We start from the raw sequence: 12,793 nt of genomic DNA, 5'->3' as shown, positions 1-12,793 counted from the left end.
ACGTGAAGAACATCCTCTCCTCCATCGCCCTGTTCGCCGTGTCGACGATCGTCGCGCTCGGGATCGGCGAGGCCGCGCTGCGCTTCAAGAACGGCGACATGCGCAACTACGACATCGAGATGTGGCGCTACGCGCTGGAGCTGAAGAAGCGCGCCGCCGACCCCGTGCTCGGCCACGAGCACGTGCGCGGCAGGTCGGCGAAACTCCAGTCGGTCGACATCCGCATCAACGAGGACGGCCTGCGCGGCGGTCCGACGCCGCCGGTCGTCCCCGGCCAGCGCCGCATCCTGTTCCTCGGCAGCTCGGTGACGCTGGGCTGGGGCGTGCCGGAGAACGAGACGGTCGAGGCGCGGCTGGAGGAGATGCTGCGCAAGGCCGGCGAGAACGTCGTCGTCATGAACGCGGGCATCGGCAACTACAACGCCGAGCGCTACGCCCAGCGCTTCCTGACCACGATGACGCACCTCCAGCCGACCGACATCGTCGTGCACTATTTCGTGCGCGACGCCGAGCGGCTCGACGCCGGCGGCGGCAACTGGCTGCTGCGCAACAGCCAGCTCGCCGTCACGCTGTGGATCGCGCTGTCGCGGGTCACCGGGAAGGCCGGCGAGAAGTCGCTGGAGGAGCACTACAAGGCGGTCTACGCGCCCGACCAGCCCGGCTACAAGTCGATGATCGAGGCGCTCAAGCGGCTGAAGACCTACGCCGACTCCAAGGGCATCCGCGTCTACCTCGCGATGACGCCCGACGTGCACGACCTCGTCGACTACAAGTTCGACTTCATCCACGAGCGGGTGAAGGCCATCGCGGCCGCCGACGGCTTCACCTACGTCGACCTGCTGCCGGCGATGCGCAACCGCACGCCGCAGGAGCTGTGGTCGATGCCCGGCGACCCGCATCCCAACGGCCTCGGCCACCGCCTGATGGCCGAGGCGATCTTCCCCGCCATCCGCCGCGGGAACTAGGCCGTGGCGCCGCCGCGCTTGACGCGCCGCGCCCGGTCGGGTTCCTAGCGGGCTGCCCTCCGGCCGGAACCCGCCCGTGCTCTTCAGCGCGCCCGAATTCTTCGCGTTCTTCCTCCTCTACCTGCTGCTGCACGTGGTCGTGCCGGCGCGGCACCGGCTGGCGCTCGTCATCGTCGCCAGCACGGTGTTCTACGGCTGGTGGAACTGGCGCTACGTCTGGATCCCGCACGCGCTGATGCTGCTGGCCTATCTCGGCGTGCTGTGGATGGAGCGCGCGGCGGCCGATCCCGACCGCAAGCGCCGCATGGTCGGACTGGTGGCGGCGCTGCTGCTGCCGCTGGCGTTCGTTAAGTACACCGACTTCATCTACGCCGACGTGCTCGGCCCGGCCTTCGGCTGGACCGGCAAGCCGCTGGGGATCGCGCTGCCGCTGGGCATCAGCTTCGTTACCTTCACGCTGATCGCCTACGTGGTCGACGTCTACCGCCGCACCTATCCGGTCGAGCGCCGTCTCGGCCTGCTGACCGGGCTCGTGCTCTACTTCCCGCACCTGATCGCGGGCCCGATCCTGCGGCCGCACGAGCTGATGCCGCAGCTCGCGCGCCGCCAGTCGGCGCGCCGCGCGCTCGGCCGGCGGCTGGTGTTCGGGCTGGCGGTGTTCTCGCTCGGGCTGTTCAAGAAGCTGGTGCTTGCCGATCCGCTCGCCGACGCCGTCGACCGCGTCTACATGGGGCAGGGAAGCCTGACGGCGTTCGACTACCTGCTGGCGATCTACGGCTTCACGCTGCAGATCTACTGCGATTTCAGCGGCTACACCGACATGGCGATCGGCGTGGCGCTGGCGATCGGGGTGCGGCTGCCGACCAATTTCCGCCAGCCCTACGCGTCGGTGTCGATCGTCGAGTTCTGGCGCCGCTGGCACATCACGCTGAGCACCTGGCTGCGCGACTATCTCTACATCCCGCTCGGCGGCAACCGCGGCGGCAAGGTCCGCCAGATCCTCAATCTGCTGATCACGATGCTGCTCGGCGGGCTGTGGCACGGCGCCAACTGGACGTTCGTCGTGTGGGGCGCGCTGCACGGCGCCGCCATCGGTCTGGTCCACATGGTCCGCTGGTCGCCCTTCGCCGGCGTCGTGGCCGCGGTTCCGCGCTGGGTGTGGTTGTTCGTCACGTTCAACTTCGTGACCTGGGTGTGGGTGCCGTTCCGCGCCGGCGCGTTGGGACTGCAGAGCGGCGGGCAGTCCGGCGGCGAGACCGTCGTCGGCGCGATGGTGCGCGTGGCGACTGGCCCGTTCACGGCCCCGGCCGGCGACATCGCGGCGTTCGCCGCCGCCAACGCGTTTCCGTTGACGCTGCTGGCGGTGTTCGTGCTGACCCACCGCTGGGACGATCACCGGGTCATCCGCCGCTGGACCAGCCGCCTGCCGCAGGCGGTGTTCTGGCCGGCGATCGGGCTGGTCTGGGCCCTGGCCATCACGCTCAGCCAGGGCAGCTCCAAGAAATTCGTCTATTTCGACTTCTGAGGCCCATGGACCCCGCCCGCACGCCCGTCATCATCCCCAGCGAGATCCAGTCGCGCGAATTCGACGCGAAGCTGCTGCTGGCCTGCGTGCTGGCGGAGCGCGGCTTCGCCAGCGTCGTCGGCTCGCGCAACGAGATCCACATGGCCATCGCGCGCCTGCCGCGCTCGATCTACGTCGGCAAGGACGTGCGCCACTCCAGCGACCGCATCTCCGGCATCCTCAAGCGGCTCGGGCACACGATCGTGGCGCTCGACGAGGAGGCGCAGTTCTACTACACGCGCGAGACCTACCGCCGCGCCCGCGTCGCGCGGCCGGCGTTGCAGGCGACGTCGGCGCTGATGGCGTGGGGGCCCGACAACGCGCTGGCGTGGCGGGAGTCGCCGCACTACCACGGCGTGCCGATCCACGAGACCGGCAATCCGCGCGTCGACATGATGCGGCCCGAGCTCCGGGCGTTCTTCGCCGACGACGTCGCGGCGCTGACGCGGCGGTTCGGCCGCTTCGTGCTGATCAACACGAATTTCGGCAGCCTCAACCATTTCTTCCCCAACCTGACGCCGGTCCGCGTGCCTGACGGCGGCGCGGCGCCGCTGGCCGGCGCCGACTGGGCGACGTCGCTGGCGCACCACCGCTACGGCATCTTCACCGCCTTCCAGCGCGCCATTCCGGCGCTGGCGGCGCGCTTCCCCGACACGCCGATCGTCATCCGGCCGCATCCGGCCGAGAACCACGAGACCTGGACGCGCGCGGCGCAGGGGGCGACGAACGTCGTGGTGCTTCACGAGGGCAACGTCGTGCCATGGCTGCTGGCGGCGCAGGCCGTGATCCACAACGGCTGCACCACCGGGCTGGAGGCCTACGTGCTCGGCGCGCGGCCGCTGGCGTACCGCCCGGTCGCGTCCGACGAGTACGACCTGAAGCTTCCCAACAGCCTGAGCCACGAGATCTTCGGCGAGGCCGAGCTGATCGACACCGTCGACGCGATCCTCGCCGGCCGGTTCGAGATCGACGCCTCCGAGGCGCGCGCCCAGCGCGAGCTGCTCGACAGGCACATCTCGGCGTTCGACGGGCCGCTCGCGGTCGAGCGCATCGCCGATGTCGTGGAGGGCGTCGAACGGGCCGGCGACGGCGGCGGCGCGCCGGGCCTCGGTGACCGCCTCGTCGGCCACATCGCGGCGCGCTGGCGCACGCGGCAGAAGGAGCGCGCGGCCAGCGTGCCGCGCCACAAATCCAACGTCGCCTACACGCGCCACCGCTTCCCGGGCATCGTGGAGCCCGAGGTGCAGCGGCGGATCGACGCCTTCGCCGGCATCCTGGGGCGGTTCGAGGGCGTGCGGGCCGCGACTTTGGACGAGAACATCTTCCGGATCGTCCCCGCCGGCGCGGCGCCCAGGTAGCGCCGCCTACGCCGCCGCGCGCAGCGGCAGGTCGTTGGTGTCCAGCCGCGGCAGCAGCAGCGGGTCGTCGGTCGCGAGGTCGGCCGTGGCGACCCTGGTCGTGAACCCGCCGACGCACCCCAGCGGCCGTAGCGCGTCGAGCAGCGGCGCGTTGAATCCGCCGTACGGGTAGCACATCAACCACCGGTCGGTGGGCGCGCCGATCCCCGAGAGGAACGCCAGCGAGCGGTCGAGCTCCTCGCGCCGGTCGGCGTCCGACAGCGTGTCGAGCCAGCGGTGCGCGTAACCATGGCAGCCGACATACATGCCGGCGGCGATCATCTCGGAGAGCTCGGCCGGGCTCATGTAGAACGCCCGCGACAGCTCGGCCTCGACGTGTCCCGCGAAGCGGCGGAACAGCCAGTCGACGGCGGCGTCGCGGGCCGCCTCCGGAAGCCCCTTCTGCAGCACGCGTTTGATGAACATGGTCGCCGGCGGGTCCCAGCGCGACGGCGTCGCGTAGGTCTTCCAGTAGGCGTCGGCCGGTTCCAGCGCCCGGACGCCGGCCTCGGCGTCGATCCAGTCGCGCAGTTCCGCCGCCATGTCGGCGTGCGGCGTCGACGAGGCGAGCGCGAAGTGGATCTTGTGCACGTCGAGCACGACCGGCTCGAGGGCGGAAAGCGCGGGTGGGAAGAAGAATCCCGACAGGCCGCGCGCCCGCAGCGCCTGGAACGCGACGGAGTGGTGGACGCGGTAGCCGTCATCGAAGGTCAGCGCGCAGGCCTTCGCCGGCAACGGCCGGCGACCGGCAAGCGCGTCGAGCAGGCGGTCGGGGCCGACCACCGTGAAGTTGCGCTGGATATGGTCGAGCTGGCCGTGGAAATCCTCATACGAGCGACCGACGAGGCGGCCGAACGGCCCGCGCACGGGCGTGTGCACGTAGTGGTAGTTGACGACCGTCAGCGCCGTGCTCATGTCGTCGTCCCGATCCCCCGGTCGCCCGTCGTCACGCCGGCCGACGCGCGTCGAGCACGAAGGTCGAGCAGAACGGCAGGAGCCGCACGTCGTCGCGCCGCTCGCGGTACACCGTGTCCGCGAGCACGGCGTGCAGCGCCGGCCACTCGCCGGCGACGGCCGGCGGCAGGCCGTGGTAGTGCGCGCCGGCCAGCGCCCGGGGCGCGAAGCCGAACCGCCGCAGCCGCGCGGCCAGCTCGCCGGGGCTGTACTGGTAGCGCACCGACACGGCGACGCCGGTCGTCGGATGGCGGTCCGGTTGCGGATAGGTCCGCGCGATGCCCTCCATCGCCGCGATCGCTTCCGCCTGGCCGGACGCCGTGGCGCACGCCTGCGCCTCGCGCGAGAGGTCGTCGAGGTTGCCGAGCTCCCGCTCGACGGCCGTGAACGCGTTGAGCGACACCACGTTGAACAGCCGGTTGCGCGAGCCGACGACGAAGGCGCCGCCCGGCGCCAGCATGTCGAGGACCTTCCGGCACAGCGCGTCGAGCTGCTCCGACGAGATGTACTCGATCAACCCCTGGGCGCTGATCAGGTCGAATTTCGCGCCGCGCGGATCGAAGTCGAACATCGATACGTGCTCGAAGCGCGCGTTGCCGAGGCCGGCGGCGGCGCGCGCCTCCTCGCAGATCCGGATCATGTCGGCGGCGAAATCGATCCCGACGGCCTCGACGCCGCGACGCGCGACGTCCAGCGCCAGATCGCCGGTCCCGCAGCCGATGTCGAGCACCCGCCGCGGCGCCTTGAGGCCGGCCAGCGTGTCGAGCGCCACTTGGTTGCGCTGGGCGATGATGTTGACCCGCGCCGCGATCTCGCCCGACCCCTTGCGCCGCCAATCCTCGGCGAAATCGTGGAAGTAGCGACGGGTATCGTCCTGCTGGCCGGTGTTCATGAGTCGTTCTCGGCTCCCTGTTCCCCGCCCGCGATGCGTCGACGTCGGGCGGCCGGATGTTTCCGGCATCGGCCGCCGCGATGCAACAGGAGTCGCGCTGAAATTCGACCGCGTGCGCCCGCCGTCCGCGCCGATAGCCCGTTCGGCGCCACGGAAATGAGCGCTCTCTGCAGATTTAGCGGCCCCTTGCCCCGTCGCAAGGCCGATGATAGCAGTCCCCGCGAACCGCCGACCCCCCGGCATCATCCAATGAAATCCACGCAATGAACAGCCCGAGGCGCATAGAAATCGACGATTTGCCGCGTTGGTCCGACTGGCCGGCCCGGCTGCTCGGGCTGGCGGCGTTCGAGGTCCCGCGGCGCGACCAGGCCAAGATCGACGACGAGTACGGCAAGGTGAAATGGCAGGCCTGCCTCGACGCGTGGAAGCGCTCCGGCGGCACGCTCGACGCCGACCAGCTCCGCGAGAAGCACTATCTGCTCGATCCGGCCGAGTTGCGTCCCGGTGTCTACAAGGGCGAGCTGGTCGCCGCGCCGGCGGCCCAGATCATGCGCTGGTACGACGAGCTGCTGTACGAGTGGATGGCCGGCGCGGTGGCCGATTGCCGCACCATCGTCGAGCTCGGCTGCGGATTCGGGCATGTGCTCTGGTCGCTGCGCCGCCGCTTTCCCGGGAAGGCCTACCGGGGTGGCGAGTTCACGGCGAGCGCGGTGGAGCTGGCGGACGGCCTGTACGCGGCGCATCCCGACATCTCGGTCGAGCGCGTCGATTTCTACGACAGCCGCTACGCGGTGATCGAGAAGGCCGACGGGCCGGTCGTCGTGCTGACCAGCCAGGCCCAGGAGCAGATCCCCGATTCGCGGAGCACGCTCGACACGCTGGCGCGCTACAAGGACAAGATATCGGCGGTGTTCCACATCGAGCCCGCCTACGATCTGCAGCCGACCGACACGCTGCTGGGCCAGATGCGGCGGCGCTATCTCGAGATCAACGACTACAACAGGAACCTGTTCGGCGAGATCCAGCGCCGGCCCGACATCGTCGTGCGGCGGATGGAGCGCGACGTGATCGGGTGGAATCCGTTCAACTCCCTGGCGCTGGTGCACTGGGAGTTCCGCCGCTGACCGTGGCGTGCGCGGACGGCGCGACCGCGCTGGAAGTCCCGCCGCGACGGCGCCGGTAGCGCGCGCGTCGCCGCCCGCCCGGCGCGGCCGCGGCCGTTCCGACGGTCCGCCGCCCGCCACGACGCCGCCTCAATTCGCCCGCAACGGTTCCCCCGGATGTCCGTGCCTCCATCGACAACGCGATCCGACGGCCTGACGCCGCGCGCCGTCGCCGCGCGCGTGTGGGCGTGGCGGCATGACGCCGTGCTCGCGAAGCTCTACGCCAACGTGCTCAAGCTGTTCACCGGGCACGTCTTCAGCGCCATCGTGGGGCTGGGCGCGATCTGGTTCGCGACCGCCGGCCTGGGCCTCCTGGCCTTCGGCATCCTGGTCACGACCCTGAGCTTCACGCATCTCATCGGCAACGCGCTCAAGTTCTCGACCTGGGAGGCGGTGGTCAAGTACGGCGCCGACGATCTGGCGCGCGAGGACAACGACGCGTTCAAGCGGCTGATCGCGTTCGGCACCCTGCTCGACCTTGGAACGGCGGTCGCGGCGCTGCTGGTGTGCGCCGGGCTCGCGTGGCTGATCCTGCCGGTCAAGGACGTGACGCGCGACTACCTGCCGTTCGTGCTGTTCATGAGCCTGTCGGCGTTCTTCACGGTGAGCGCGACGCCGGTGGGCATCCTGCGGCTGTTCGACAAGTTCGGCATCCAGGCGGTGACCCAGCCGATCGGCCCCGGCGTCCGCGTCGCGCTCTGCGCGGTCTGCTTCTGGCAAGGCTGGGACCTGTGGGCGTTCGGCGCCGCCTACCTCGCGTCGTCGGCCGTCGACCGCGCGGTCACGGTGTGGCTGGGCTGGCGCGAGCTCGCCAAGCGCGGCCTGGCGCCGGGCTGGTCCCATTTCCTCGCCTCCAAGACGGCCGGCCACCGCGGCATCTGGAAGTTCGCGCTGTCCAACAACGCGCGCATCTCGCTGGCCGTCGTCGCCAAGGAGGCCGACGACCTCATCGTCGCGGCGTTCCTGGGGGCCACGGGCGTCGCGCTCTGGAAGATCGTCAAGCAGGTGTCGTCGGTGCTCGGCGTGCCCGCGAAGCTGTTCGTCTACTCCGTGTTCCCGCAGCTGGCCCGGATGTGGAGCGCCGGCGACTACCGCGGCTTCCGCAGCCTCGTGCTGCGCGGCGGCGCCGTCTCGACCGTCGGCGCCGTCGGCGTCGTGGTCGTCTACGCCCTGTGGGGGCCGGCGCTGCTCGACCTGTTCTTCTTCCGCGCCACGCAGAAGGACTTCGTGGCCGCGTTCGAGCCCGGCCTGCTGTTCCTGTGCTCGCGCGTGATCACGATGTTCGCCTCGCCGTTCATGCCGGCGCTGACCGCGATGGGCCGCGCCTACCGTAACCTGAAGCTGGCCTTCATCATGACCTGCGTCACGGTGCCGGTGCTGATCCTGGCGACGTGGCAGTTCGGCCTGGTCGGCGCCGCGTGGTCGCGGATATTCACGGAGGCGCTGAGCTGCGCCGTGTTCGGCGCGGTCGTGATGCGCGCCGTCGATTCGCGCATACGGCGCGCCGCCGCGGCGCCGCCCGCGTGACCATGGACGCGCCGCCGGTCCGCGGTCCCGGCCGCGTTGACACCCGTTGACCGCGGGCGTATCCGGTCCCGGCCCGCGGACGGCGGCGACACATCTGCACCTCCAAGGGACACCGCATGTTTGGCCCATTTCTGCGCCGCCGGAACGAAGCGAAGGCGCGGGAGTACCTCGAGCGCTGCGGCGCGATGGAGCTGCTGCGGACCGGCGAGGGGTCCGAGATCCCGCCGGTGCTCCACGACCTGCACAACCTCCACGCCATCGTCCGGCGCCGGCGGCCGACCACGATCCTCGAGTTCGGCACCGGTTTCAGCACGCTGGTGCTGGCGCACGCCCTGTCGTTGAACGCCCGCGAGGCGCCTCCCGCCGGCCCCGCCAAGGCGAAGGCCACGCTTCAACCGCCGCCGAAACTGTGGTCGGTCGACGCCAACGAGCGCTGGATCCGCAACGCCGCCGGCAAGGTGCCGGACTCGCTGCGCGGCTTCGTCGAGTTCCACCACAGCGAGGTGCGGGCCTGCGAGGTGAACGGCCAGCTGTGCCACCGCTACGTCGATCTGCCGAGCGTGGTGCCGGATTTCGTCTATCTCGACGCGCCCAACCCGCTCGACGTGGTCGGCGAGGTCGGCGGCCTGTCGTTCACGCTGGAGAGCGGCGGGCCGCGCCAGGCGGCGGCGGCGGACCTCATCCTGCTGGAGCCGTCGCTGAAGGGCGGCTTCTTCATGGTCGTCGACGGCCGTTTCAACAACGTCCATTTCCTGCGGCACAATCTGCGGCGCCGCTACCGGGTCCGCGTCGACAACGTCAACAAGCTGTCGACCTTCGAGCTGCTCGAGGCGACCGGCCGGCATTGAGGCGGATCCCTTCATCGACGCGCGGGAGGAAGGCGGAATGACCGGTTGGAAGGCCCGCATGGGGCGCTGGTCCGCGTCGGTGGCGCTCGTCCTGGTCTCGGCCTGGCTGGCGTTGTGGGCCGCCGAGTACGCCCTGCGGCTGGCCTTCCACGGCCGGCTCGGCTACGCGGCGGAGAACGAGCGCGAGTGGCACGTGCCGCACGCCACGCGCGGCTGGGCGCACCGGCCCGGCGCCGTGTTCCACATGCAGAAGCTGGCGTTCTCCCAGGTCGCCACCATCAACTCGAAGGGCGTGCGCGGGCCGGAGTTCGACGCGGCGCCCAAGCCGGGCGTGTTCCGCATCCTCGTGGTCTCCGATTCGGGGACCTTCGGCAGCGGCGTCGGCGACCGCGAGCATCTCGCCGCCCAGCTCCAGGACGCGCTCGGCGCCGGCCGCTTCGAGGTGATCAACCTGAGCGTCGCGGCCTACAGCACGGTGCAGGAGTATCTCTGGCTGGTGGAGGAGGGCCTCAAGTACAAGCCCGACCTCGTGCTGCTCGGCTTCTCGCCCGGCAACGACGTGCAGACCAGCCACTATCCGCTGCAGCGGTGGTTCCAGCGCGACGCGCGCCGGCCCTACGCCCGGCTCGACGCCGCCGGCAAGGTCGTGATCGACAACGAGCCGCTGGCCACCGCGCTGGACCGCCAGCGCAAGGGGCCGGGACTGGGCGAACGCGTCTACGACGCGCTGGTCGGCCCGATGACGCAGAAGGTGATCCGGCAGGCGAACCGCGCGCTGGGCGGCGGCCGCAGGACCGATCCCAACGTCTGGATCGGCTGGATCATGATGGAGGACTTCGCCATGGAGTACGCCCTGAAGGGGCGTACCCGCGACCAGTACGAGCGGCTCTGGCGCGACGGCTGGGCCGTGACCGGCGCGCTGATCGGCGAGATGCGGGACCGCTCGCGCGACGCCGGCGCGCGGTTCGCGATGTGGTCCTACGTCAACAAGCTGCAGGGCGAGCCGGAGACGCTGGCGCGGATGCGCCAGGCGCTGCCCAAGGCGCGGATCGACATCGCCAAGCCGGAGCGCGAGCTGAAGGCGCTCGGCAAGGCGCTCGACATCCCCGTGATCGAGCTGTTGGCGGCGGTCCAGGCGGCCGGCGGGCCGGGCAAGCCGAAGCTGTATTTCGGGCTCGACGACGAGCATATGACGCCGCTGGGCCACCGCGTCGCCGCCGAGGCGATCGCGGCGCAGCTGAAATCGCTGCGGCTGGTGCCTGAGGCGCCGCCCAGGAGCCCCTGACCGGCCGGCTTGACGGGAGTCGGCGCGGCCCCTACGAACCCGCCGACCGACCCGCGCCGGCGGCGCCTGCCGAGGACAGAGATCGATGTCGACCCAGACGGCCTTCAGCCGCGCCAACCCGAGCCCCCGCTACCAGCAGCTCGTCGGCATGTACCGCGAGATGCACGTGGACGGCGAGAAGGCGCGCAACCTGCCGCCCGAGGAGGTCTTTCCGGGCCGCTCGCTGCCGATCCACGCCGTGCCGATCAAGGAGCTGATCGACCGCACCGGCGCGCGCACGCTGCTCGACTACGGCGCCGGCAAGGGCATGCAGTACCAGTGGACCGACCTGACGCTCAGCGACGGACGCAAGGTCCAGAGCCTGAAGTCGTTCTGGGGTCTCGACGAGGTGACCTGCTACGACGCGGCCTATCCGCCGTTCACCGGTCTGCCGGCGGGCCGCTTCGACGGCGTGGTGTGCACCGACGTGCTGGAGCACTGCCCCGAGTCCGACATCCCCTGGATCCTCGACGAGATCTTCGGGTTCGCGGAGAAATTCGTGTACGGCAACATCGCCTGCCACCTCGCCAAATCGGTGCTGCCCAACGGCGAGAACGCCCATTGCACGGCGCGGCCGGAATCGTGGTGGCGGCCGGTGCTCGCGGCGGCGGCGGCCAAGCGGCCGGGCGTGCGCTACCGGTTCGTGCTCGAGAACAAGACCCGCACCTGGTACGGCGCCAAGAAGCGTATCCGCACGCTGGTCGAGGGCTGACCCCCGGCCGGCGGCGTTCCTACAGCCGCCACAACGTCACGTCGGGCGGGACTGTCGCGCGGTCAAGCAGGCCCTGCACGTCGGCGACGAAGCCGCCCTTCGGGCGCAGCAATCCACGCACCAGCGACCAGCCGCCCGCGACGTAGTCGGCGTGCGCGACCGCGGCCACGACGGCGTCGGCCGGCGACATGGCGTCGAGCGGCATCAGCTCGAGGCCGTACTCGTGTCGCACCTCGGCGGGATCGGCGAGCGGATCGTGGAGCTGCACGGCGATGCCGAAATTGCGCAGCTCGCGGGCGATGTCGGCGACCCGGGTGTTGCGCACGTCCGGCACGTCCTCCTTGAACGTGACGCCGAGGATGGTGACCAGCGGCCGGCCGCTCCAGCCGCGGCGCATCAGGTTGCGCACCACGCGGTTGGCGACGTAGAGGCCCATGCCGTCGTTGACGCGGCGTCCCGACAGGATCACCTGCGAGTTGTAGCCCACCGATTCGGCGGCGTGCGTCAGGTAATACGGATCGACGCCGATGCAGTGGCCGCCGACCAGGCCGGGCTTGAACGGCAGGAAGTTCCATTTGGTGCCGGCGGCGGCCAGCACGTCGCGGGTGTCGATGTCCATGCGGTCGAAGATCAGCGCCAGCTCGTTGATCAGGGCGATGTTGATGTCGCGCTGGGTGTTCTCGACCGCCTTGGCGGCCTCCGCCACCCGGATCGACGGCGCGCGGTGGGTGCCGGCGCGCACGACGCCGCCATAGACCGCGTCGACCAGGTCGAGCGTCGCTGGCGTGTCGCCCGACACGATCTTCAGGATGGTCTCGAAGCGGCGCTCCTTGTCGCCGGGATTGATCCGCTCCGGCGAGTAGCCGACGTTGAAATCGGTCTTCCAGCGCAGGCCCGACTCCTTTTCGAGGATCGGCACGCATTCGTCCTCGGTGACGCCGGGGTACACGGTCGACTCGTAGACCACGACGCCGCCCTTGCGCAGCGCCCTGCCGATCGTGGTCGAGGCGGCGCGCAGCGGGCCGAGATCCGGCCGGTTCGACGCGTCGATCGGCGTCGGGACCGTGACGATGTGGAAGTCGGCGTCGCCCAGCGCGGCGGGATCGGTCGTGAACCGCAGATGCGGGGATTTGAGGTCGGCCGGGTCGACCTCGCCGGTGCGGTCGCGGCCCGCCGTCAGCTCGGCGATCCGGGCCGGCGAGATGTCCAAACCCACCGTCGGCACGCCGGCGCGCGCGAACGCCGCGGCCACCGGCAGGCCGACATATCCCAGTCCGATCACGGAAATCCGGCGGTTGTGCGCCATCGCCATCCTCATGCCGCGCGCGGGAAGGCGCCGGGGCGGCGCCCATATACTGGAATCCGGCCGGCGTCACAAACCGCCGCGCGGGCGGATGGTGGGGCGGTTCGCGATCTCAATGTCGCCATCTCGTGCCACGCGAAATCA

The 12,793-nt window shown here is 70.6% G+C and carries 11 protein-coding genes; 8 read left to right on the top strand and 3 right to left on the bottom strand.

Annotated elements, in window-relative coordinates:
• Window positions 1–2: 2 nt before the first annotated feature.
• The 3 genes from IPK81_07465 to IPK81_07455 all read left to right on the top strand — a co-directional run bounded on the left by IPK81_07465 (window position 3) and on the right by IPK81_07455 (window position 3,887).
• A complete protein-coding gene (locus tag IPK81_07465) occupies window positions 3–965 on the top strand; it encodes an SGNH/GDSL hydrolase family protein (protein QQS14016.1) in 963 nt (320 codons plus the stop codon).
• Between the two features lie 76 nt (window positions 966–1,041).
• Window positions 1,042–2,490, top strand: a complete 1,449-nt coding sequence (locus tag IPK81_07460; protein QQS14015.1) for an MBOAT family protein — start codon at window positions 1,042–1,044, stop codon at window positions 2,488–2,490.
• 5 nt (window positions 2,491–2,495) lie between these two features.
• Window positions 2,496–3,887, top strand: coding sequence for a hypothetical protein (locus IPK81_07455; GenBank protein ID QQS14014.1), 1,392 nt, complete (start codon window positions 2,496–2,498; stop codon window positions 3,885–3,887).
• Window positions 3,888–3,893: 6 nt separating this feature from the next.
• Here the strand turns inward: IPK81_07455 and IPK81_07450 are convergent, their stop codons facing one another.
• On the bottom strand, window positions 3,894–4,841 hold the full coding sequence (locus tag IPK81_07450; protein ID QQS14013.1) for a polysaccharide deacetylase family protein: 948 nt from the start codon (window positions 4,839–4,841) through the stop codon (window positions 3,894–3,896).
• 31 nt (window positions 4,842–4,872) lie between these two features.
• Window positions 4,873–5,772, bottom strand: a complete 900-nt coding sequence (locus IPK81_07445; protein ID QQS14012.1) for a class I SAM-dependent methyltransferase — start codon at window positions 5,770–5,772, stop codon at window positions 4,873–4,875.
• Window positions 5,773–6,068: 296 nt separating this feature from the next.
• On the opposite strand from IPK81_07445, the gene IPK81_07440 reads away from it, so the two are divergent.
• The 5 genes from IPK81_07440 to IPK81_07420 all read left to right on the top strand — a co-directional run bounded on the left by IPK81_07440 (window position 6,069) and on the right by IPK81_07420 (window position 11,346).
• Complete coding sequence (locus IPK81_07440) at window positions 6,069–6,896, top strand: class I SAM-dependent methyltransferase (protein QQS14011.1); 828 nt, start codon at window positions 6,069–6,071, stop codon at window positions 6,894–6,896.
• A gap of 156 nt (window positions 6,897–7,052) precedes the next feature.
• On the top strand, window positions 7,053–8,462 hold the full coding sequence (locus IPK81_07435; protein QQS14010.1) for a lipopolysaccharide biosynthesis protein: 1,410 nt from the start codon (window positions 7,053–7,055) through the stop codon (window positions 8,460–8,462).
• A gap of 116 nt (window positions 8,463–8,578) precedes the next feature.
• A complete protein-coding gene (locus IPK81_07430) occupies window positions 8,579–9,310 on the top strand; it encodes a hypothetical protein (protein QQS14009.1) in 732 nt (243 codons plus the stop codon).
• A gap of 37 nt (window positions 9,311–9,347) precedes the next feature.
• Window positions 9,348–10,595, top strand: a complete 1,248-nt coding sequence (locus IPK81_07425; GenBank protein ID QQS14008.1) for a hypothetical protein — start codon at window positions 9,348–9,350, stop codon at window positions 10,593–10,595.
• Window positions 10,596–10,680: 85 nt separating this feature from the next.
• Complete coding sequence (locus IPK81_07420) at window positions 10,681–11,346, top strand: class I SAM-dependent methyltransferase (protein QQS14007.1); 666 nt, start codon at window positions 10,681–10,683, stop codon at window positions 11,344–11,346.
• A 19-nt stretch (window positions 11,347–11,365) separates the two neighbouring features.
• On the opposite strand, the gene IPK81_07415 is transcribed toward IPK81_07420, so the two are convergent.
• Window positions 11,366–12,652 carry a nucleotide sugar dehydrogenase gene (locus IPK81_07415; GenBank protein ID QQS14006.1) on the bottom strand — a complete coding sequence of 429 codons (1,287 nt, stop codon included), beginning with the start codon at window positions 12,650–12,652 and terminating at the stop codon, window positions 11,366–11,368.
• Between the last annotated feature and the right edge of the window lie 141 nt (window positions 12,653–12,793).

This window comes from Rhodospirillales bacterium (assembly GCA_016699855.1).
Classification (GTDB): domain Bacteria; phylum Pseudomonadota; class Alphaproteobacteria; order Reyranellales; family Reyranellaceae.
The sequence above is the reverse complement of the archived record's forward strand: the minus strand, read 5'-3'. Positions and strand labels throughout refer to the sequence as shown.